Genomic DNA, 22,848 nt, shown 5'->3' with positions numbered 1-22,848 from the left:
ACGCTGATTGAATGCAACAAATATGAGGGATTGAAATGGAATCTGTTCGGCCGAAGTCAACCCTGACTTCAAAAATCATCTGGCTACTGGTAGCCATCGTCGGTGCAGTCTCTTTTGGGATATTGGCACTCAGTCGTGGTGAGCATGTCAATGCCATCTGGCTCGTACTTGCTGCGGGCTGTATTTATAGTATTGCTTATCGCTTCTATAGTTTATTTATTGCAAATAAAGTTTTTGAGCTTGATGAACGTCGCTTAACTCCCGCGCATCGTTTGAATGATGGTCTGGACTATGTTCCAACCAACAAAAGTGTTCTATTTGGACATCACTTTGCAGCGATTGCAGGTGCAGGTCCATTAGTAGGGCCTATTTTAGCAGCGCAAATGGGCTATTTACCTGGCACGATTTGGTTACTTGTCGGTGTAGTGCTTGCAGGTGCAGTACAAGACTTTTTGGTGTTGTTTATTTCTACCCGTCGTGATGGACGTTCACTCGGTGAAATGGCAAAGCAAGAGCTTGGAACTTTTGCAGGTATTGTGGTCATGCTTGGTGCATTGGGGGTAATGATTATTATCCTTGCAGTTTTGGCACTGGTTGTGGTCAAAGCACTTGCACACAGCCCATGGGGCGTATTTAGTATTGCGGCAACGATTCCAATTGCGCTCTTTATGGGGATTTACATGCGTTTTATCCGCCCGGGTAAAATTGCAGAAGTATCTATTATTGGTTTCGTTTTGATGATGCTCGGCATTGTCTACGGTGAAAATATTGCACAGCATCCATATTGGGGTGCGTTCTTTACCCTGTCGGGCACTCAGTTGACTTGGGCGCTGATTATTTATGGTTTCGTGGCTTCAGCACTACCTGTGTGGTTATTGCTTGCGCCACGCGATTACTTATCAACCTTCCTAAAGATTGGTGTCATTGCAGGTTTGGCAGTCGGTATTATTTTCGCAATGCCAGAAATGAAGCTGCCAGCGTTCACGCAATTTATTGATGGTACTGGCCCTGTGTTTGCAGGTTCAATGTTCCCATTCTTATTTATTACCATTGCCTGTGGCGCAATTTCAGGTTTCCACGCATTAGTGTCGTCAGGCACCACTCCGAAACTTGTCAACAATGAACGTGATATTCGAATGATCGGATATGGCGGTATGCTCATGGAGTCATTTGTTGCAATCATGGCTCTGATCTGTGCCGCAGTGCTTGATCCAGGTGTATATTTTGCGATTAACTCACCAGCCGCTTTACTGGGTACAAGTGTAGACACCGCAGCTGAAGCTGTTCGTAACTTAGGTTTTGTTGTTACTCCAGAAACATTAACTTTACTGGCTCAAGAAGTGGGTGAAAGTACCATCCTTTCACGTACTGGCGGTGCGCCAACTTTTGCTATTGGTATGGCTCACATCATTACGGAAATTTTCAATAGCCGTGAAATGATGGCGTTTTGGTATCACTTTGCCATTTTATTCGAAGCACTATTTATTTTAACGGCAGTTGATGCGGGTACGCGTGCATGTCGTTTCATGGTGCAAGATACAGTGGGTATTGTGATTCCTGCGGTGAAAAACTCACATAACTTCTTCGGAAACTTGTTGGGTACAGCGGTTGCGGTTTCGGGTTGGGGCTTCTTCGTTTACCAAGGTGTCGTCGATCCGCTCGGGGGGATCAATAGCTTATGGCCACTGTTTGGTGTGGGTAACCAAATGCTTGCGGCAATGGCATTGATATTAGGTACGGTTATCCTCTTCAAAATGAAGAAAGAGAAGTATGTATGGGTCACGATTATCCCGACCATATTCTTGTTGGTAACATGTATGACAGCAGGCTGGCAGAAAATTTTCCACGAAAACCCAAAAATTGGTTTCTTGGCACAAGCTGAACGCTTTAACAATGCAATTGCAAACAATGAAATTTTAGCACCAGCAAAAACGGTTGCTGAAATGCAGACCGTTGCAATGTCAAATCAGATCAATGCTGCACTCTGTGGATTCTTTATGATTGTGGCGATCGTGATGCTCTTTGCTGCGATTAGAGTGATTCGTCGTGCATTGGCAAGCCCAGTTCCGACTGTGCATGAAGCAGAAGCCATTTATCGTGATCCTGAAGACATTCAGCCATCAAAAGCTGGACATTAAGGAGAGTCAGATGAATCTAAAATTTGCTAAAAGTGGAAAAACGATGATTTATAAAATCATTAAAATGACCGTGATGTCGCAGAAAGATTTGATTCTGAACCCTAAAAATTGGTCTCGAATTGCGACGCTGTGGCAACGTTTGCAGCAAAGTTTCCGCTTGATGGTGGGAGTGCCTGATTATCCAAACTATTTGGAGCATATGAAAAAGCACCATCCTGATTTAGAAGCGATGGATGCTAAAACTTTTTATCGTCACTGTGTCGATGCGCGTTATCCATCTGCAACGAATGGCATGAAAAAGTGCCCTTGTTAATGTAATGAATCAATTGAAAGACGGCACTTCGGTGCCGTTTTTTTTGTGAAAAATCGAGTGAAAATATTCAATCACATGCGGTTGCACGTGTTAGATTCGACAGTGTACTTTTTTGCATGAAGCAAGTTGTTGCATCGTAGATTAAATCATAACGAACACGGAGTGTGAGGTATAAAAGGTTCATGTCGTATATTTGACAGCTTTTGATTGTTATAGTTCTTAAAATACTGGAATGTTTGCAAAGGGAAATTGAATGAAAATATATATTTATGGTGCTGGAAGCATTGGGTGTTATTTAGGTGGAAGTTTGGTTGTTGTAGGTAAGGATGTTACTTTTATTACGCGGCCACGTATTCATGCAGATCTTTCCCAATGGGGTTTAGTCTTAACCGATTATTTAGGCAAAAAGATCAAACTTGCACCTCATCAACTAAAACTAACGACCGATCCGACTCAGGTTGTGGATGCCGATGTTATTTTTATTTGTGTGAAATCGGCGGCAACCGAACAAGTTGCGCATGAACTCAAAGAATATTTAGGGGTTAAAACACCGCTGATCATCAGCTTTCAAAATGGTTTAAGTAATGTCCCTATTTTAAAAAGGGTTTTGCAAGGGCCGATGATTTTAGAGGGGATGGTTCCTTTTAACGTCGCCACGCAAGAAGCTGGGCATTATCATCAAGGTACCTCTGGTGCATTAAGTGTTAAGCAATATCCAAATCAAAAATTGCTTGAAAATGCATTTCAAAAAGCAGGTTTAGAGATTGTTTTTGAAAAAGACATGCTGGCTGTGCAGTGGGCCAAGCTTTTACTTAATTTAAATAATTCAATTAATGCACTGTCAAAAAAACCGTTAAAGGAACAATTGTCGATTCGTAAATATCGCCAATGTGTGGCAATGGCGCAGCAGGAAGCTTTAGAACTGCTTGATTGTGCTCAGATTAAACCTGCAAAGTTAACCGTAGTTCCGACCCATTTGATTCCAAAATTGCTAAGTTTACCCAATCCATTATATAAATTATTAAGTCGTAAAATGTTGGCAATCGATCCATTGGCTCGGTCATCTATGCAAGATGATTTAATTGCAGGTCGTCCCACAGAGGTCGATTGGATTAATGGTGAGGTTCTAAAACTCGCAGAGCAATCTGGTAGACAGGCGCCAATCAATGCACGACTCATAGCATTGATTAAGCAATCAGAGAAATCATCACCATCATTTTCAATGAGCGCAGATGCTTTAAAAGATCAGTTGAAATCTGCAGCGAAACAATAGCTTGAGGCGAGGGAGGTTATACATACGCAAATCATTGAAGATTTATAAGGATCACCTTTGAGTATGGTTGAAAAACCTGTATGTTAAACCTTGATTTATATTTTGATTGGGGAGAATAAGGTGCTTTGGGGAAAAGAAAAAACGGTAGAAACGCAGCAACATGGCATGCTCGATGAATCGCAGTTAAGTGTTTTTTATCCAAAAATCCAAGAATTTCTCAATCAAGTTAATCAAATCGTTTTAGATAAAAATCAACAAACCCAATTGGCCTTATGTAGCCTGTTAGCAGGTGGGCATATCTTATTTGAAGACTTGCCCGGTTTAGGCAAAACCACATTGGCCAGTAGCTTGGCCCATTTGGCAGGTCTTCAATTTAAACGGATTCAGTTTACCAATGACATGCTGGCAAGCGATGTGATTGGGGTGAATATGTTTAACCAAAAAGAACATCTGTTTGAGTTTAAGCAAGGGCCAATTTTTACTCAAATTTTACTCGCAGATGAAATTAACCGCTGTAGTCCGAAAACGCAGAGTGCGCTTTTAGAGGCGATGGAAGAGGGTGTGGTGACAATCGATGCAAGTCGTTATGTACTACCGCAACCTTTTTGGGTGATTGCAACGCAAAACCCACTTTTTCAAAGTGGAACCTATGCACTACCAGAGTCACAGCTCGACCGTTTTCTTATGCGGTTATCTTTGGGTTATCCATCCCGTCAGGCAGAAAAGGCTTTATTGCAGCAACAATCTCGTCATGACTTGATTCAGCAGTTGATGACAGTATTCTCCGAACAAGACATTCTCGCCTTACAAGCTTTGGTGCCACAGATTTATTTATCTGAAGAAGTCTTGGACTATATTTTAGATTTGGCGGTTGAAACTCGTAAAGGTCGACATGGGTTATCTACACGTGGCGTACTGGCTTTGAAGAAAGCAGCACAAGCCTATGCTCTGGTTAAAGCCCGTGCATTTGTTACACCGGATGATGTACAGGCTGTATTTGTCGCAGTGACCGCGCATCGAATAGGGCTGGGTGAAGCTGAAACTGAGCAACTGATGAAGCAAGTCAAAGTTCACTGATAGGATAAGCTGACGCATGCTGTGGCAAAACTGGATAAATAAACGCTTTCAATTTAAAGCTGAAAAACAACTGACCCAAAAAGATGTACTGGTGTTTATTTATCAGCAAGGATATTTGTATGTGGTGCTGATTTTAATCACCTTTATTGCTGGGGTGAATTATGCCAATAACTTAATTTTAGCGTTTTGTTTTTTAATCAGTGCTGTGCTATGTATGAGTTTTTATTTGACCTTTAAACAGCTACATGGGTTAAGTATTGACCTTGTATTGCCTGAAATAGGGCAGGTTGAGAGTGCATTGCAATTACAAATGCATTTCAAACAACATCATTCACAGCCTCGATATCTTTGGCTCGCTTATGCTGATCATATAGAACAGTTGTTTATTCAAGATACCCATCAGGTGTTCGATTTAAATTTTTTTCCAAAAGCGCGCGGACAGTTTAGTTTTCCAGAGATTAAAATATATTCGACTTATCCATTTGGCCTCGTTCGTGCATGGAGTTATTTTTTTATCCAAGCACCTGTGTGGATCGCGCCTAAAACTAAGTCTTTAGCGGCAGAAAATAAACAGCAACAGCACAGTTTTGAACCGGACATGGATGAATTCCGAGAATTGCGAAATTTTAAAGAGGGTGACTCTTTACAGGCGGTTTCATGGAAACAAGTGGCACAAGGACAAGGTTTATTTATTAAAGTCTTTGAACAACATCAGGATCAACACAGTTTAGACATCCACTATGCACATATGCCGAGTCCTTCACATGAAGAAAAATTAAGCTTAATGATGGGCTTGGTTGAACAATGTGAGCAGTTGCAGTATGCCTATGCCCTGTATTTACCTCATACTGAACTAGCCAAAGGGATAGGACGAGAACAATACCTTCAAGCCAAATTACTTTTGGCGCAGGCATAGCGAGCACAGTATGCATTCTTCTATTCGTATTGCCATTGTACTGACACTGAGTTTGATTTGGATCACACAACTAAGTTTTAGTCCTGTGCTATTGAGTGTCATTTTCGCCATTTGTATCGGTTGTCTATGGTATTTCATGAAATCTACGGGCAACTATTTTCCGAAATGGGCAATTTACATTTTGACCCTTGTTGCTCTAGCGGTCACTTTTTGGAGCTATCAAAGCTTTTTAGGGGTAGAAGCGGGCGTAGCTGTTTTAAGCATATTTCTCTTTGCGAAAGCCTTAGAAACAAAAACGCAGCGTGATGCGATCATTTTGTTTAACTTTGCTTTATTTGTTGCGGCGAGTATGTTTTTACATAGTCAGTCATTTATGACGGCAGTGATGGTTTTACTCTGTTTATTGAGTTGTTTGTTGGGGCTGTATCGAGTGCAAACCCATGCTTTTGCATCTGAAAACTCGAATCGTATGGCATTAAGGCAAGATGCAAAACACGTCATTAAATTTGTAGGTCTTGCACTGCCTTTTTTTGTGCTGTTGTTTATCTTTTTTCCGCGTTTACCCCCACTTTGGCATATTCCAATTCCTGAAAATAAGGCTGTGACAGGGATGAGTGACAGTATTTCACCTGGAGATATTGCGCAATTATCCCAGTCCAGCCATTTGGCTTTTCGTATTATCGGTGATGTTACTAAGCTCCCAAATCGTTCAGAGCTTTATTGGCGCGCGATGGTCTTAGATCAATATGATGGGAAAAAGTGGACCAGTAGTTTTATTAATCAACAAAGTATTTCAGATGATACATTAACGCATATCTCTACATCCAAAAAATGGAACTATCAATATTTACCCGCTGATGTCGCGATTCCGTGGATTATGGCATTGGAATATTCACAACCCTTAGAGCTACGTTATCAGCTACGTCAGGATTGGAGTATTCAGGCTTATCGTCAAGTGCAGCATGTGGAACTTATTGCATTGCAATGGATGGGAAATGTTCAATTTTCCCAAAGTGAATTATCTAAGATACAACGAAGCACAAACTTAAAAGCGCCTGAGCACATGGACTTGAAAGCGCAACAATTGGCACAGCAGCTGTTTAAGCAAAGTGATGAGAACCCGAAACGTTATATCCAAAATGTTTTGCAATGGTATCGCAACAATGGCTTTAGCTATACCTTGCAGCCAGGCTTGTTGGGACAGCATCGTATTGATGAGTTTTTGTTTCAATCCAAACAAGGTTTTTGTGAACATTATGCTTCTAGCTTCGTGATGCTGATGCGTTATGCGGGAATTCCAGCGCGTATTGTAGTTGGGTATCAAGGTGGTCAGCCTTCACCAGATGCAAAAAGTTGGGAAGTTCGACAGTTAGATGCGCATGCATGGACGGAAGTCTTTGTGGATGGACGCTGGAACCGCTATGACCCAACAGCCATGATTGCACCACAGCGTATTGAACAGGGTATGCAAGATTTAATGAGCCAAGATGCCAGTGTTTGGGGTGATAGAAGTCGATGGCATGTACAGCGCTATTCGGTATTAAACAAAATACGCATTTGGAGCGATTACGCAAGCTACCAATGGCAAAGTAAGGTGGTTGGCTATAATGCAGAGGCTCAACGAGGTTGGTTACAGAAGCTAGGACTCCAATCCAGTTATTCATTGGTATTGCTGATTATGATTAGCATCAGTGGATTAGTTTTACTGTACTGGTGGGTTATATTTTGGCGTAAACGTGCTCAAACTTCTGAATATGACATGGTCGTTCAATCTTTTTCTCGAAGCCTAACAGCAGAGAAGCGTAAGCAAGATGCTGAAACTGTAAATCAATGGTTGTTGCGCTTAGCTCGAGAAGTTAAACCCGAACAGCAAGTTTTATTTCATCAGGCGGCTGATTATTATCAACAAATGCGTTATTCCAATAGGTTGAATTCAAAAAATATTCAACAATTTAAACGGATGCTTAAAACTTGTGCATCTGCTTTAAAAAACAAGAAATAGCGCTTGTCATACTTTTTAAAAGTGAATATTATGCTTTTACTTCAGGTGTATAGCTCAGTTGGTTAGAGCGCTACGTTGACATCGTAGAGGTCTCCAGTTCGAGTCTGGATATACCTACCAATATATTAAATTTATATGTCGTTACATTTCGATGTATAATTAAAAAAGCTCTAAACTACAATAGTTTAGGGCTTTTTTATTGCTTTTTATAACGGTATATGAAGAGCTATACTACTGTAAATTGTGTATCACATAGTGTATCATTTAATTAAGTCTAACTCATGATACAAGAGATAATGAAGAGAGATGCTATTAAAAAAAGACCACTGTCTGATACTACTTTGGCTAATTTAGAACCCGAAGACAGAGATTATAGAGAAATTGATACTCGTTCGCTTTATTTTATGGTTCAAAAGACAGGCAAAAAGTCTTGGCAATTAAGATATCAAAATGAAAAGGGAGTCTGGTCGTGGAAAGGATTGGGTGCATATCCAAGTGTAAGTGGTGCAACAGCTAGACGTAAAGCTAGTGAATTATTAGAGAAATTAGCGAACGGAGAAATTTTAGAAACACGCAAACACATAAAAAAAATGAAGCAAGAAATTGCTCATAGAAAATTTAATATTTTAATGAGTGAATGGCTCGATACTAAAAAAGCTTCTTGGGGTAAAGAAACATTTGATAAGGCACAAAAATCTATCAATAGACATATCATTCCAGAGTTTGGAGAGAGAGATTTCTCTGAAATTACACCGAAAGAATGGTTTGATTTCTTCCAAGGGTTACAACGTAACTTAAGAATTCATACTCAAGTTGAAAAGTTAACATCATACTGTCGCAATGCATATGATTGGGCAAAATTTCAAGCAAAAATACATTTCAATCCAATTGAAGGAATGACTAAGCATTTAGATAAAAAAGTTGGCGGTAATATGAAATTTGTAGAGATGAGTGAATTCCCACAATTAATTGTCGACATCAGGAATCATCATCAACGTAAATTAGCAATTGGTTTGGAATTAATGGTTTTATTATTTCCTCGCCCAGTTGAATTGAGATTTGCGACATGGTCTCAATTTGATTTAGAGAAAGCTATTTGGATTAAGCCTGCTGAGATTATGAAAAAAGGAGTGACTCATTGTGTTCCATTATCTAGACAAGCAATTGAATTATTGAAAGAGCTAGAAAATTATCAGATGGAGTCTGATTTTTTGTTTGCAGGTAGAAATAGCCTAAGTGAGCCAATATCAGATAATACATTTAATATGGCTTTGAATCGAATGGGCTATAAAGGTCGACAAAATCCGCATGGTTTTAGGCACATTGCGAGTACTTCACTAAATAATAAATTTAGCGATAAAGAACAGGTTGTTGAAGCATGTTTAGCACACAAGAAAAAGGGTGTTAAAGGTATCTATGATAAAGGTTCTCATTTTGAAGAGCGTGTTGAAATGATGCAATGGTGGGCAGATTATATTGATGAAATTGTACTAAAAATTTGATTAAAGAAAATGTAAGTTTATTAGCATACTACAGTAAGTGGTAGTTTGAATAATGTACAGCCTGTATCATCTTTTCATAATAAAGAGAGAAAAGGTTCGTGAAGTTATTATCTTTATTAGAGTTGAATTCAAATCAGTCTATATTTAAAGAATGTAAAGTGGGATTAGACAATGATTATGACGAGATAATTGAAGCATTTAATCCTGATTTAATTATGGCAGAAAATATAGATGAAAATACTGTAGTGTTGGAACAAGCAATAAAAAATTGGTCTGCATATGGTTTATTTTATCCTGATATTACAAAAATTAATCAAGAGTTAATTTATTATTGGTTTCCTAAAATTTTTTTATTAGATAATGAGAGTGAATTTACTAGCTTTTTTGAAGGGTTTGGTAAAGTAGTTTTAAATATGATTGACTATCAAAAATCATGTTATGAACTTATTTTTAATGGAGCGTATGTTTTTGATTGGTAAATGACAAAATTTGGAATAAGTATTACAAATGAAAAATCTATTTATACAAAGAGTTTATGATGCACCTATAGATATTATTGGTGATATTCACGGCGAAATAGATGCATTACAAAATTTAATACAAATACTTGGTTATGATAGAGATGGAAATCATAATGAAAATAGAAAATTAATTTTTGTCGGTGATTTATGTGATAGAGGGCTTGATAGTGTTGCTGTTATAAAGTTAGTTAAGCATTTAGTAGACAATGGTAATGCTCAATGTGTATTAGGGAATCATGAATTAAATATACTAATTCATTCAAAACGTGAAGGAAACGGTTAGTTTTTTGGTTCACCGCATGAAGATGATGACAAAAAAATTAATTCTAAAGAAGCATCTTTACATGACAGGGAAATGATAATTCACTTTTTAAGTACTTTACCACTTGTTTTAGAGTCTGAAAAAATAAGGGTAGTTCATGCATGTTGGGATAATGCATCTATTACTTCATTGATGAAAGACAAATCAAAATCAGTAAAAGAAGCATATGATCTATTCACAAAACAAATTGAAGAACATTTAACAAAGTCAGGCATTGCTCAAAAGGCTAGAAAAGAAGAATTAGGTTATGAGTTTCAATTAAAGGATATTTACTCTAAAGTCCCGTTTCTCAAAAATCTAGCTCTTAAACATGTTGTTGAGCAGATGAATAATCCAGTTAAAGTAGTTACTTCAGGAACAGAAGCGTTTGCAGATGACATGTTTTTTGTTGGTGATCAATGGAGAATGGTCAAACGTTTGAAATGGTGGGATCAATATGAAAGTGATATTCCTGTTGTAGTTGGACATTATTGGCGTAACTTTAACAAGAGAGAGAAAAAGCGTGATCTTTTTCAGCATATAGACCCTCTTCATTGGATTGGGGCTAAAAAAAAATGTTTTTTGCATAGATTATTCAGTTGGTAAGCGATATGAAGATCGTCAACATTAGAGAGAATTTTCTAATAAACTTGTAGCTTTACGTTTTCCTGAAAATTATCTAGTGCAAGAGGATGGTATTATATTGAAGATAAAAAATACTTTGAATGATCATTTGGCGTGATTAATAATTGTACGCACATTGTTGAGGTTGATTTTAAATTTTTTCCTCTAATTAAACTTTGTTGATATCTTGAAAGGGGGTATCATAACTTTGTTATTAAATTTAAATTTTTTAATTTAATGTTAAGCTTTTAAGTTATTGTTATTTTTGTAAAATTTGACAAAAATATAATTCGAATTTATTATACGCCACATCGAAGTGATAGTGAGTTAAATTAAAGTATTAAGAGCATTGAATGTATATGAAGTAAATTGTAGTTTATAAAGAACTAATTATAATTATATTAATAGTACAATTGTGTCATTATGATACCTTATCTTATTTTTTTAAATTTTAAATAAATTAAAAATCAAATCCCTATCACTATTTTTTAACATTTAATAGTGAGAATAAATCATGAAAAAAAATAAAATAGAAATAGATTATATTGAAATTGTAATTGATATTGATCATGAACCAGAAAAAGTAGCATCTTGCTATCAAATAATAAGTGATGAAAACTATAGTTTTGATGAATTTGTAATAAAGTACAGACCAAAGAAAATAATTTCTGAATTTGATAGTGTTATTAAATTACAATCATTATCATCAAAAGATAATAAATCTAAACTAAAAATTACCGGCAATTTTTACAAGTGGTTATACGGTCACAATGTGACTGGTTGTGAAAGTTTAATAGATTTAGTTTTATTAACTATTGATAAATTGAAAAAACTTGAACTAGTAAATCCAACAGATGATCAATTAGAAACTATTCGTCTCGGTCGCTTTAGAATATATAATGTCGATATAAAAAGAGATATAATTTTTGAAAGTAAGCAAAATGCTATTCAATATTTGTCTACCCTTAAAGCTCTATCGACTTATCCGAAGCAGAAAAAAACAATATTTGAGAGCGGTATCTATTTCGGTTTTACTTCTAAGCGTTGGTCTATGTGTAATTATTACAAAGGTCAAGAAATTAGAGATAAGCCTAATAGATCTAAGACAAGCTTAGAATTAAAAGCGTTAGCTGATCTTATGATTCGTCAAGAGATAAGAATTCGCTCAAAGCAGTTACGCACATGGGACTTGCTCTTCGGTCATCAATGGCTTGATTTAAATTATATTGATAAATTTTTTAGTAATAAACTTGAGAAAATTTATATTCCAAAGATTATTTTTAAAGATGCAAAAAGTAATATAACAAATAAAAGTGATAGAAAATTTTACAATTGTTTGATTAACGGCGACATAGATTCATACTCTAAATCAACTATAAGTAGAAAAAGAAAACATTTTTTAGATAGCTATAATATTGATATTAATAATTTTTGAGAATAATAAAATGAAAAAAATAAGAATCACAAAAAAAGATGTATGTTATTTATTATCAATAAAAGCTGATAAATTAAGAAAATTAATGATTGAAGATGAAACGTTTCCACGACCGATAAAAGACGGCACGACTAGGCAAGCAGCTGTTTATTTTGATGTAAGTGCAATAGAGCTCTGGTGGCAAAACAAAATTGAGAATTCATAAAATATTATAATTATTAATATGCAGTTTTTATACTTATACTTTAAGAAGTAAGATCAAGAAAATCTTGCTTCTTTTGTGTGGTTATAAATATTTGTATATTATTTATTATCTAATAAAGCGATGATCATGTCTCTTATAATTTTTTTATGCGATGATGAAAGTTGAGTGTATGCTTCAAATACCTCTTTATCTTTATAGCCGAGTTCTTGTTTCCATCGAGCATCACGTTGTTGAATAGCCGTTTGAATATTTTTATTGAGGATTAACTCTTCAGGTGGTATCTCTAACCATTTTGCTAATGCGAGTAATTTATCTCCAGAAGGAATTGCCTCACCGATCAGCCATTTACGAACGCCGTGTAAGGTCATGGGTTTGCCAGAGTAGTTCAAATTAAACTCTCTTTCTAATATAGAAGCTTTAGCTTCATAACCTTTAGATTGCATAGCTAGTACTAAGCGTTTTGCAAACAAGGCTTTTTCATCATCATTTTTCATCTCTCCAAAATAGTAAATTCAGTTGAAAGTCACGTAACTATTGATATAAGTTACGTAAAAATATAAACTTTAGTTAAGTTTTGTTGGTGTTTTTTATTCTGTAAAATATTGTTATAGTTCGTTTTTCTTTATAAAAATTATCAAGTTGAATTAAATTTTGTATTTATCTAAATTATGAGGGTGAAATGTTTAAGAATAGTCCATTATTCATTCAGAAAATATTAACGCTGAGTTTTGTATCAATATTTTTTTCCTTTCTTATATCTATTCTAGATGCTGCTGTTGGGGCTAATTTAGTTCAAGATCAATCAATACTTGTCATACTGATAGCAGAAATTTTCATTAGTGTGTTATTCCTAATATTAATTTACTTTCTAAACAAGCGTAAAAAACTAGCAAGAATTATATTAATATTTTTAATTATTATTGGAATAGCTTCATATGGATTATCTTTATTCACTGAAAGTTATTCTACATTCCAATTTCTTCTATATTTGTATTCAATATTAATTGATATTTATGTACTCATATTATTATTCAGTGACGATATGAAAAGCTTTATCAAGACGGGATATGTTAAGAATGAAGTAGGGGGAAGTTTTAAGTCATGGTTTACGATGTTATCGACGATTGTTTTTGTAATGGTCGTTGGTGGAAAATTTTTAAATAAGTATGACCTTACAAATAAATCTATGATCGAAAATAGCGAGAAATCTGAAAATGTTTTGAATGAGAATTCCATAGGCAGTGTTTCAGGGAAAGTTGATGAAGAGCGTTCGGAATGGGAAAATAGCGCAGATTTTAGAGATGAAGGGACGAATGAAGAAAGCGATGTTAATACAGTTAATCAACAGGGCGATGGTCAACCAATCGCTGTAAGATTTGGTGTTAATGAATTTAATACATCTCTGTACGATAAGGTTGCATATGACATTGTAGTTCAAGGTCGAGCTGATGAGGAAGTTGTTGTATACGATATAGTTTTAAATAGAGGGAATCAATGTGGTCTTTCTAGCTATGCGCGAGAAAAGCAACTTCCATCAAGCTTAAAATTTGGTGAATATGTTGCACTATCAATAGGTGGTTGTGATGCTCAAATGGTTCAAGAAATAGAAGTAAAGACAAATTTTGGCAGTTATATGTTTAGCCCTCAAAATTAAGCATAAAGATGAATTAGTTGCTTGTTTTTTATATGGAGTGTAGTTAATTGAAAAAAATTATTTTAGTAACTCTAAGTTTGCTTTTTGGGGGCAGTACTGTTTTCGCAAAAGATGCATTAAAGCCTACAAACGGAGAACAACCAACATATTGTGAACAAGTTGTTTCTCTGCATGGCTTATTAAGCAGGGCACAGTTTCAATGTGGATATAGTCAATACAATCAAGAACTCATTGATGACTCGAAGAAATGTTTTGAGCATGAATTAGGTCAAGAAAGAGGTTTAGAAGTGTTGAAATTTGGTATGGCGGAGTTTGATCGAAATGAGTCAGAAATAGGTGAATCAGTAATTTGTACTGATTTATTAAAAGCGTTTCCTGAATATATTCGAAAATAGTTTTATTTATAATAGCCACTTTATTAAAAAGCAAGATTGATGAAATCTTGCTTTTTCGTGTTTTATAAGTATTACTGACATTTACCTTTGGAAATTGACGTAATGTCACCATTATTAGGGCTAAATTTTAAGCAAATCGTAGCATTTTCAATAATATTGGATTCGCCTTTAAGAGATGAGGCTCCGCCAGCATTATATATAAAAAACTCGTTGCCATCTTTAGTTGAAAATGAGTAACCATCACCAGATTCACTCATTCCTAAATGTTCTTTCACCACGACGGTCATTTGATTGCTTTTTTCAGCAATAAGATAGAATAGTCGACTTCCCATTTTATTTTTACCCTGATCTTTTATCGTAAATTTTCCCTTTAAATTCCCAGTTCTTTCATTCCAAATAACAAATGGTGAGCATTTACCAATAGTATCTTCTGCTTGAGAGTTATTAATTTTGTCACATTCGATATAAACTTCATAAGCTTGTTTACCTAACGAAGCTACATAAAAAGTTGGGCTAACGCCTCTATATCCTGAGCTAATATCATCGAACTCATTAGGATTTTTAATTGTTAAATTTAAGAATACATTCTTATTTTTGTTTTTTTCTAAGAACTGCGCAAATTGAGTATCTTGTTTTGGAATACCTACATAAGTATTTACTGGGTTCGCATAAAGCGTAAAGGATGATGTAATAGCTACATTGAAAATGGTAAATTTTATCAAACTTGATAATTTCATAAGTATTCCTGATGTTAGATAATTAATGTTCTATTATTGAGGATTATTAATTATTTTTAATAATATCAGTTGGTTGTTTGGGCTTCAAGGTTGATTTTTAACTTGAGTTATACTAGTTTTTAAGTACCCTATATACTGTAGCGATGCCACAACCTACAGCTTTAGCAATTTCTTCTTTCGTTAAACCTTTATTATTTAACTCTTTAATTCTAGCATGTTTTGCGATGTCCGCTTTTTTGCCACATGGTTTGTATCCACTTCTTTCTAAGCCTTGTTTAATACGTTCTCTACGCTTGTCATTGTCTAATCTAGCCATAGTAGCCAGCAAATCTATAAGCATGTTGTTTACTAGATTTAGAATAGAGCTTGTAATGGTATCGTTTGAACTAATTAGCATGTGTGTAGTCGGTAGATCAGATACAACGAGCTTTAAGCCCTTTTCTTTTATGCGTCCTTTTAAAACATCAAAGTCAGTTTGGGAAAGTCTAGATAGGCGGTCGACACTCTCAACTAGTAAAGTATCGCCGTGCTTTGACTCATCTAATAGTTGATTTAAAATCGGTCTATCTAACTTTGTACCTGATTCATTCTCAATATATTCGTTTACATCACCTTTAATGGATTTAGCAAACATTCGTAAATCATCTAAAGCTCTTTCTGCATCTTGGTCTTTAGTACTAGCACGTACATAAATTCTAATAGTCATTTATCATTTGTCTATATTTAATAAAGTATTATGATAATACTATCATTTAATTTATTTTAATAGTTTAATGATAATATTTTTATCATTTAATTTTGTTATCTTTTGAGTATAGTTTAATGATGATTTTTTGATTTTAGCACTTGAATTACTTGTTTGGTTTTTATTGCCAATCAATCGTATTCCATTAAGTATAAGATTCCATTATATTGGGAAAGTCTTTTATTACTTATTATGAAAAAATGCAAGATACTAATATTCACTTGAACTCAAAAGAAAAGCTGATTGGTATTCCAAGTAAATTGGTTAAGCAAGATATTTGTGTTGAATTCCATAACATAAATTTCACTTCTAAATCTAATGGGCGTAGGAATGGTGAATTAACTGGAGATCCTGTGACGTTAAGGACTCCTTATGAAATTTTTAGATTGATTTCACAATACGAATACCACACAAAAGTGTGGGCTAGAAATAAAAAAAGATTTGTTCATGCATTAGAGAGTATGAGATTTATTGAGGATCCAGTAGATAGCAATAATATTGTTATTGATCTTTTATTCAGTTGTACTGACACTGAAGCCTTGCCTGTGATTAATAAAAATAGTGAAGATCGATCGCGAAAAACATTCAATTTTGAAGAAAATGAAGGTCATGAAAAGTTATGTCATGCAGTTTTTATTGGTAAAAAAGATGCTTATTTTGGGCGATTACACTTAGAAGCAGGGCAGAATACTACGGCTGTACAAGCTAGCTTACTTTTTAAACGGTTACTAAAACTAATAAGTATGCAGGATAAGAAAAACCCATTTTTTTCTGAAATTTATCCATCAACACTTGATACTCCATTTTATATTGAATATGAGGCTAAGATAGAGCCTGTTCCTGAAGAAGATGTAGTAGATAAATTATCTAGTGGAAAATTTGTAGAATTGGTTTTAGAGCATAAAGACTTGTTCTCAGTGGCTCCTGAAGCTGATTTTGTTACAGCTACTAAGCAACAAATTGTATTTAAGCCATCAATCATCACGAGGACATTAAAAAGTGCTCAAGACTGTATAGATAATCTTCGAAAGTTATCTGAAGTTTATGGACCAGTTAAAGCTAAAGAGTCTATCACTGTATTTAAACTTATACTGAAAGATGGTAAGAGGAATAAAACTATTGAAATCAGACCTGAATCTTCAACGTTGGAATCATTTGGGACTAAGAAACATTGGTTAAATGGTTTTGAGAGAGTACAAATTCTTACCGAAGAAAATATGTATGATGATAATCTATGTTTTAAGCTAAGATCTTTGAATGTTAATGGAGCAGTAGATTTAGAGTTTGATTCTAATGATATGGGCGATGATGAATTAGACGAGTAGAATGAAAAATTCATATTTTGGTATCTCATGGTTAAGAGATGGAAAGACTAACGTTAAATTTAGAATAGATTGGCTCATCCCTTTATCTATATCATTGATATATTTAATGATTAATCTTTGGTTTTTTGATTTCAATAAGCAGGTGATTTTTTTTCAAAGTAAAGCATTTGAAAAAATCATAAGCTTGTTTCAAATTTTACCAGGATTTTATATAGCTGCCTTAGCTGCGGTTGTATCTATACAATCCAAAGAAGTGGTCTCTGTAAATGCTAAAGAGCAAAAGTCTCGTGTAGGTAAGCTTGATAGTGTTAATGATGCTCGTTTAAAAGGATATTTAAATGGAGTCGAACGGATATTTCCTATTAGATTATTACTAACAAGAGGACTTTCATATCTTGCAATCACATCACTATTGTTAATAGTTTTTAGCACTAGTATTAGCTATTTGTTAGAAATAAAAGCTTTAGACTACTCAATAGGAGCAATACATAGTACATCTACACCTAGATTTGTAATGGTGTTTATTGATACATTTTTTGTTTTTTTAATCAGTCAAATATTTTCTATTACGATATTTATCACTAAATTTTTAGGTGATGAAATTAATAGAGTCTAGGACTAAGCATCAAATTTGCTATAGGTTTCATATTCTAATAGCTTGTATACATTGTTTATTTTATACATGACGTAATAAATGTATTTTCTTAAATATTAAGAATGAGATAATGGTTTTAGTTTTAAATTAATTACTTATGCTGGTTACTAATGAACATTAAAAATGATGAATTGCCTTAAAAAATATATTTTAGGTAAGTTTTTGTTTTTTTGATGGTATTTATGTGGAGTAACATATACTGGTGACATATTAATATGCATTTGGTAAAACTAAGATCTAATATTTTATCTTATTCAAAAAACATTAAATTTTAAAAAAATAGGAGACTTTTGTGAATATTCCAACAAGTAGAAACCCAAGAATTACTAGTAGTATTAATCCCCGAGTGACATCTAGTATCAACCCTCGAGTGACATCTAGTATCAATCCTCGGGTGACATCTAGTATCAACCCGAAAGTGACAAGTAGTATTAATCCGAAAGTGACATCTAGTATCAACCCGAAAGTGACAAGTAGTATTAATCCGAAAGTGACATCTAGTATCAACCCGAAAGTGACAAGTAGTATTAATCCAAAAGTTACTTCTTCACTTAATCCCAATGTAGCTTCTAATATTAATGGATTATTTCTTTGGTCTATGAATTTAGATCCAGTTGCTTACACAGTTAAAGCAAATGATCGTGTACACCTAGTGTTTGATGAGCAATCAAATTTTGTGAGTTTCTTGGTAGTTGTTCGTAATAATTTTATCAACATCTTTGATCTGAATAATGAATGGATAGGCTATTGGGTTCATAAAAAAGAAAATATCTGGCTTCGGTTTTCAACATCTGGGGAATGGCTTGGTTCGACTTCATGAATTTTTAAGACAAATAAAATTTTATAGCATGATATCGTTAGTTTGCTTGAGGTTAACTTTTAGATGATCAACATGGCGTACTAGTATGAATAATTAATTAGTTGATATTTTTTTGTATCACTGTGTGTATCATTGTTGTTTGTTTTATAAATAATTGTATTAAATCAAATGTTTATATTTTTGTTCGATATTGGATATACCTACCAAGATTCTAAACGTTATGTTATAAGGGTTTTAAGCGAAAACAATAGCTTAAAACCCTTTTTTGTTGTCTTGAATAAAGTCTACCCTTAACAGCACTATCCGTAAAATCGCTACTTTTTGCCGATAATGCAGTTAAATTTAGACCAAGATTAGACCAAGAATATAGAGTTATAGATCATGAAAATGCCTAAAGCGGTCAAGCGCGGTGAAAGCTACAGAATTAAAATAATGATTGCTGGAACTACATATTCAGCAACCAGAGATACCGTAAAAGAATGCGAGCAATGGGCTGCGCAAAAGATGCTTGAGGCAAAAGCAAATAAACTCTCTGAAGATCTGGGCGTAAAACAGCACTATCCATTCAAAACACTTTTTCATAAATATTATGATGAGCATGGGCGAAAGCTTCGTGGATCCAAATACGTCAAAGAGCAATTAGCGCCGTTTGATGAAAAGTTTGGTGCACTGGCAGATATGTCGATTCATGACATCACACCACAGCATTTAACTATCTGGCGCAATAAGCGCTTAAAACAAGTTGGAGCAAATACAGTACTGCGAGAAATTGCGATGTACTCATCAGTTTTTAGCTATGCAGTTAAAGAGCTTTTCTTATTGGAAGCCAATCCATGGATGGGTATTAAGAAACCGGCCAAACCTAAAGCGGGTAATCGACGTATTCGTGATGAAGAAATTCAGCTCATTTTAGAGGGATTGAATTATCGTGAAGGGCAGACACCGACATTGCCAGAGCATTATGTTGCCTGGGCTTTTCTATTTGCATTGGAAACAGCAATGCGCCGTGGTGAAATTCTAGGTATCACAATGTCAGAAATTTATGATCGGCATGTTCATTTACCTAAAACTAAAAATGGTGATGCTCGTAATGTTCCTCTGACTAAAAAGGCTTTGGCACTTCTAGATCTAATCAATCATGGAGGGGATAAGTTGATTCCTCAGTCTGAGAATGCTTTTCGGTTAATGTGGGAACGTCGTAAAGAAAAAGTAGGGCTGGCAGATATTCATTTCCATGATACACGCCATGAGGCCATTACTCGGTTTGTAAATAACCAGAAATTACCGGTAGAAGTGCTGGCCAAGGTTACAGGCCATAAAAATATTAAAGTCCTGGTGAATACTTATTACAACCCGGATGTTGAAGATATTGCGGATATGATGGATGCTTGAGTTAAATACCTGATAATATCCACTATGGGGTCAATATCTAAGAGAAAATAATGAAACTTATTAAACTGGGCTTGCTGGCAGGTTCTATTCTTTTTACAAGTCTTTCTTATGCAGACATGTTTGCACCAAGTGCTTATTGTACAAAACCATCTAAGCCATACAAATTTAATAATGAATGGGAAGTACAACAATATCTTGATAGTGTTAATAGATATAAACGGTGCATTTCAGATTTTGTTGAAAAACAAAACCGTGAAAGTCAAAATCATCAAGAGGCTGCTTCTAAAGCTATTGATGAATGGAACAGGTTCGTTAAGATGGAACTGCAATAATTAAAAAGGGCCTTTAAGCCCTTTTTATATTTCATAGTCACTAATTTTTCCTCGCACGCCCACGCTTGGCCACAGGCTTCGCCGTCAAAATCAAATTTGCTTGCTCTGGATCGTAAAGACATTTACCGCGAGTACCTTTGTTGATCTCTGTACAGCGGTCACGGACAGCATCAACACTTATACCGTAGTATTGAGCTAGTTCAGCAGCTGATACCAGTTTTGGGCTTACATCCTTGATCGATACGATCTTTGCACCGCCAACTTCAGAACCTACAAATAGTTGAGGTGCTTCACCTTGTACAGTAATTTGAAAAATCCCCATCTAAGACACCTCCTTTAAGCTTTGAACCACACTAAACCGGTCATGCTCTGCGATATAGCTGCTCAGCATGTGATAATACAAATCAGCATTGCTATTAATCTCAAGAATCACACCAGTGCCATTACTCACGCGCTGTCTTAAAGTTGCTTCTAGCTTACGAACAAAGCCGCTGTGCAAGTGATGTGAATCACTCGCAATGTGATAGGCTTCGTTGCACAAAGATTGGAAATGCAAAGCGCCCCTAATTGAGCTAAATTTAAGGCGTAACTTGGGTAAGTGGTCGACCTAATTCCGTAAATCTGTTAAGGACTGCTACACGTGCATGGATTTCATTCACTTGGCTATCAAAACTCCTTGCACTGAGTTTATCTCCTAATAATTTGATGCAATGCATCTTAGTTTCAACCAAACTTCGCCGATGATAGCCTGACCATTTTTTCCATAGTGTCCTGCCTAAACGTTTAATTGTTCGAAGTAATTCATTTCGCTCTAGCGAGCTACTCTTTGTATCTTTCCATTGTTTCGCATTTTTTCTAGGTGGAATCACCGCATGCCCTTGCCGATCTGCAATGACCTGACGGCATTGCTTGGTGTCATAAGCTCCATCGGTATAAACAGAGTTAATCTGCTCATCTTGTGGAATCTGATTAAGTAAATCACCAAGCACCTGTGAATCACTGACATTATTGGTTGTAAGCTGAACTGCTCGTATTTGTAGGGTTTTAGCATCTATACCAATATGAAGTTTACGCCATTGGCGACGATATTCAGGTCCATGTTTCTTGCGTTTCCATTCGCCCTCACCTAGAAACTTCATGCCTGTAGAGTCCATGAGTAGATGCAGCCCATCGCTACTTTTTTGGTAGCTGATTACAATATCAATATGCTTTTGTCTTCTACAAAGCGTGGTGTAATCTGGAGCTATCCAATTTAATCCGCAAAGTTTAATCAGACTTTGCACAAAGCCAGTGACCATACGTAAAGACAGACGGAATAAGGATTTAATCATTAAGCAGGATCAAACCAAATGGCAATATTTCCGCGACTCATGAGTGCTCGGTTATATGCGGGCCAATTGGTTGTGCGGTAGATTTTGTGTGTAGGCTTCTTCATTTGAAAATTATATCGCTGAAAAACCCTTTACAGATAGGTTTGTGCAACAAAGCCACAAATAAGCGGTATTGGACTTTGACACAAATTGATGAGCTATATAAAGAAATAAATTTATAATAAAAAGCCCACTTTCGTGGGCTTTAAAATACTTAATTTTTAACGACCATTATTACGTCCGCGACCACGTGGTGCTTTCGTATTTGGACGAGTAGTACCATTGGTTTTACGCTTTGGTTTCTCACTATCATCCATTTGCCAAATACGCTTCGTACCAGACTTTTTCACAGAGCCATCTTTGTTCTTACGAACCATAGGCTTACCACCTGTACCACCCGGTTTTTTCACATAAGAGCGTGAACGGTAAGGTTCTTCCGCAGGAATGTTCTGAAAGTCAGGGTATAAAAGTGGCTCGATTTCTTTGGTTTCGCCTGGCTGTAAACCCATTTGAACCAAATCAATTGCACCAATTTTAGTACGGATTAAACGTAAAGTAGGAAAACCTACAGCAGCAGTCATACGACGTACTTGACGGTTACGGCCTTCACAAATGGAAATTTCGACCCAAGAAGTCGGCACAGACGCACGGAAACGTACAGGGGGATCACGATCCCATAACCACTCAGGTTGTTCAACTTTAGATGCTTCAGCAGGTAAAGTCATACCATCTTTTAATTCCACACCTTTACGCAACTGCTCAAGGGCTTCTTCAGTGACATCACCATCGACCTGAACCAAATATGTTTTAAATTTTTTATTGGCAGGGTTGGTGATGTATTGGTTCAAACCACCATGGTCGGTTAAAAATACCAAGCCTTCAGAGTCCATATCCAAACGACCAGCCAAACGTAAAGTTGAGTCACTGACAAAGTCAGACATCGTCATATGTGCTTCATCTTTACGGAACTGGGAGAGGACGTCATAGGGCTTATTCAGGATGACGATTTTCATTATAACCTACTAAAATATATAAATTAATTTTGATGTGGTTTCCTACTTACCCGTTTAAGTACCCGCTCTGGGAGAGATAGCGGAGAAATTAGGAATAAAATGA

The 22,848-nt window shown here is 35.6% G+C and carries 25 protein-coding genes, 1 tRNA gene and 1 pseudogene; 20 read left to right on the top strand and 7 right to left on the bottom strand.

Features of this window, described 5'->3' with window-relative positions; genetic code table 11:
• Positions 1-35 precede the first annotated feature (35 nt).
• The 13 genes from AC4MC0_RS10455 to AC4MC0_RS10395 all read left to right on the top strand — a co-directional run bounded on the left by AC4MC0_RS10455 (position 36) and on the right by AC4MC0_RS10395 (position 12,307).
• A complete protein-coding gene (locus AC4MC0_RS10455) occupies positions 36-2,138 on the top strand; it encodes a carbon starvation CstA family protein (RefSeq protein WP_281963620.1) in 2,103 nt (700 codons plus the stop codon).
• A gap of 10 nt (positions 2,139-2,148) precedes the next feature.
• Positions 2,149-2,451 carry a YbdD/YjiX family protein gene (locus AC4MC0_RS10450; RefSeq protein ID WP_004693572.1) on the top strand — a complete coding sequence of 101 codons (303 nt, stop codon included), beginning with the start codon at positions 2,149-2,151 and terminating at the stop codon, positions 2,449-2,451.
• A 253-nt stretch (positions 2,452-2,704) separates the two neighbouring features.
• Positions 2,705-3,724 carry a 2-dehydropantoate 2-reductase gene (locus tag AC4MC0_RS10445; RefSeq protein ID WP_490737954.1) on the top strand — a complete coding sequence of 340 codons (1,020 nt, stop codon included), beginning with the start codon at positions 2,705-2,707 and terminating at the stop codon, positions 3,722-3,724.
• 120 nt (positions 3,725-3,844) lie between these two features.
• Positions 3,845-4,801 carry an AAA family ATPase gene (locus AC4MC0_RS10440; RefSeq protein ID WP_439328830.1) on the top strand — a complete coding sequence of 319 codons (957 nt, stop codon included), beginning with the start codon at positions 3,845-3,847 and terminating at the stop codon, positions 4,799-4,801.
• Positions 4,802-4,817: 16 nt separating this feature from the next.
• The gene (locus AC4MC0_RS10435) at positions 4,818-5,717 is read left to right on the top strand and encodes a DUF58 domain-containing protein (RefSeq protein WP_490737953.1); all 900 of its coding nucleotides are present in this window, start codon (positions 4,818-4,820) and stop codon (positions 5,715-5,717) included.
• A 10-nt stretch (positions 5,718-5,727) separates the two neighbouring features.
• Positions 5,728-7,719 (top strand): transglutaminase TgpA family protein, encoded by a 1,992-nt coding sequence (locus tag AC4MC0_RS10430; RefSeq protein WP_490737952.1) that lies wholly within the window; start codon positions 5,728-5,730, stop codon positions 7,717-7,719.
• Positions 7,720-7,762: 43 nt separating this feature from the next.
• A tRNA-Val gene (locus AC4MC0_RS10425) sits at positions 7,763-7,839 on the top strand.
• A 176-nt stretch (positions 7,840-8,015) separates the two neighbouring features.
• Positions 8,016-9,221, top strand: a complete 1,206-nt coding sequence (locus AC4MC0_RS10420; protein WP_335999022.1) for a tyrosine-type recombinase/integrase — start codon at positions 8,016-8,018, stop codon at positions 9,219-9,221.
• A gap of 98 nt (positions 9,222-9,319) precedes the next feature.
• Positions 9,320-9,700: a hypothetical protein gene (locus AC4MC0_RS10415; protein WP_491887026.1), complete on the top strand. Its 381-nt coding sequence runs from the start codon at positions 9,320-9,322 to the stop codon at positions 9,698-9,700.
• 28 nt (positions 9,701-9,728) lie between these two features.
• Entirely contained in the window at positions 9,729-10,025 is a 297-nt protein-coding gene (locus AC4MC0_RS10410) for a metallophosphoesterase (RefSeq protein WP_335999026.1), read from the top strand.
• A gap of 72 nt (positions 10,026-10,097) precedes the next feature.
• Entirely contained in the window at positions 10,098-10,649 is a 552-nt protein-coding gene (locus AC4MC0_RS10405) for a hypothetical protein (RefSeq protein WP_491887025.1), read from the top strand.
• A gap of 532 nt (positions 10,650-11,181) precedes the next feature.
• Complete coding sequence (locus AC4MC0_RS10400; protein ID WP_491887024.1) at positions 11,182-12,102, top strand: phage/plasmid replication protein, II/X family; 921 nt, start codon at positions 11,182-11,184, stop codon at positions 12,100-12,102.
• Between the two features lie 10 nt (positions 12,103-12,112).
• Complete coding sequence (locus AC4MC0_RS10395) at positions 12,113-12,307, top strand: helix-turn-helix transcriptional regulator (protein WP_121523195.1); 195 nt, start codon at positions 12,113-12,115, stop codon at positions 12,305-12,307.
• Positions 12,308-12,405: 98 nt separating this feature from the next.
• Here the strand turns inward: AC4MC0_RS10395 and AC4MC0_RS10390 are convergent, their stop codons facing one another.
• Positions 12,406-12,801: an XRE family transcriptional regulator gene (locus AC4MC0_RS10390; RefSeq protein WP_262455367.1), complete on the bottom strand. Its 396-nt coding sequence runs from the start codon at positions 12,799-12,801 to the stop codon at positions 12,406-12,408.
• Between the two features lie 185 nt (positions 12,802-12,986).
• Here AC4MC0_RS10390 and AC4MC0_RS10385 point away from each other — a divergent pair, with 185 nt between their 5' ends.
• A complete protein-coding gene (locus AC4MC0_RS10385) occupies positions 12,987-13,961 on the top strand; it encodes a hypothetical protein (RefSeq protein ID WP_335999034.1) in 975 nt (324 codons plus the stop codon).
• Between the two features lie 47 nt (positions 13,962-14,008).
• Positions 14,009-14,356 carry a hypothetical protein gene (locus tag AC4MC0_RS10380; RefSeq protein ID WP_335999036.1) on the top strand — a complete coding sequence of 116 codons (348 nt, stop codon included), beginning with the start codon at positions 14,009-14,011 and terminating at the stop codon, positions 14,354-14,356.
• 71 nt (positions 14,357-14,427) lie between these two features.
• Here the strand turns inward: AC4MC0_RS10380 and AC4MC0_RS10375 are convergent, their stop codons facing one another.
• Both AC4MC0_RS10375 and AC4MC0_RS10370 read right to left on the bottom strand, forming a co-directional pair.
• Entirely contained in the window at positions 14,428-15,093 is a 666-nt protein-coding gene (locus tag AC4MC0_RS10375) for a hypothetical protein (RefSeq protein ID WP_335999038.1), read from the bottom strand.
• A gap of 112 nt (positions 15,094-15,205) precedes the next feature.
• Positions 15,206-15,799, bottom strand: a complete 594-nt coding sequence (locus AC4MC0_RS10370) for a recombinase family protein (RefSeq protein ID WP_125280415.1) — start codon at positions 15,797-15,799, stop codon at positions 15,206-15,208.
• A gap of 239 nt (positions 15,800-16,038) precedes the next feature.
• On the opposite strand from AC4MC0_RS10370, the gene AC4MC0_RS10365 reads away from it, so the two are divergent.
• The 5 genes from AC4MC0_RS10365 to AC4MC0_RS10345 all read left to right on the top strand — a co-directional run bounded on the left by AC4MC0_RS10365 (position 16,039) and on the right by AC4MC0_RS10345 (position 20,362).
• Entirely contained in the window at positions 16,039-17,163 is a 1,125-nt protein-coding gene (locus AC4MC0_RS10365; RefSeq protein ID WP_491887023.1) for a hypothetical protein, read from the top strand.
• Position 17,164: 1 nt separating this feature from the next.
• Entirely contained in the window at positions 17,165-17,779 is a 615-nt protein-coding gene (locus AC4MC0_RS10360) for a hypothetical protein (protein ID WP_335999042.1), read from the top strand.
• 331 nt (positions 17,780-18,110) lie between these two features.
• Complete coding sequence (locus tag AC4MC0_RS10355; RefSeq protein WP_335999044.1) at positions 18,111-18,638, top strand: hypothetical protein; 528 nt, start codon at positions 18,111-18,113, stop codon at positions 18,636-18,638.
• A 381-nt stretch (positions 18,639-19,019) separates the two neighbouring features.
• Positions 19,020-20,030, top strand: coding sequence for a tyrosine-type recombinase/integrase (locus AC4MC0_RS10350; protein ID WP_279043811.1), 1,011 nt, complete (start codon positions 19,020-19,022; stop codon positions 20,028-20,030).
• A gap of 50 nt (positions 20,031-20,080) precedes the next feature.
• Positions 20,081-20,362, top strand: coding sequence for a hypothetical protein (locus tag AC4MC0_RS10345; RefSeq protein ID WP_178927887.1), 282 nt, complete (start codon positions 20,081-20,083; stop codon positions 20,360-20,362).
• Between the two features lie 40 nt (positions 20,363-20,402).
• Here the strand turns inward: AC4MC0_RS10345 and AC4MC0_RS10340 are convergent, their stop codons facing one another.
• The 4 genes and pseudogenes from AC4MC0_RS10340 to AC4MC0_RS10325 all read right to left on the bottom strand — a co-directional run bounded on the left by AC4MC0_RS10340 (position 20,403) and on the right by AC4MC0_RS10325 (position 22,745).
• Entirely contained in the window at positions 20,403-20,684 is a 282-nt protein-coding gene (locus AC4MC0_RS10340) for a hypothetical protein (protein WP_058869457.1), read from the bottom strand.
• A complete protein-coding gene (locus tag AC4MC0_RS10335; protein ID WP_227509206.1) occupies positions 20,685-20,918 on the bottom strand; it encodes a hypothetical protein in 234 nt (77 codons plus the stop codon).
• 22 nt (positions 20,919-20,940) lie between these two features.
• Positions 20,941-21,797, bottom strand: a pseudogene (locus AC4MC0_RS10330) (IS5 family transposase).
• 156 nt (positions 21,798-21,953) lie between these two features.
• The gene (locus AC4MC0_RS10325) at positions 21,954-22,745 is read right to left on the bottom strand and encodes a pseudouridine synthase (protein WP_279045166.1); all 792 of its coding nucleotides are present in this window, start codon (positions 22,743-22,745) and stop codon (positions 21,954-21,956) included.
• Positions 22,746-22,848: the final 103 nt, after the last annotated feature.

This window comes from Acinetobacter sp. CAU_H_S139_7 (assembly GCF_058599305.1).
Note: the sequence above shows the minus strand (reverse complement) of the source record. Positions and strands in the feature narration are given on the sequence as shown.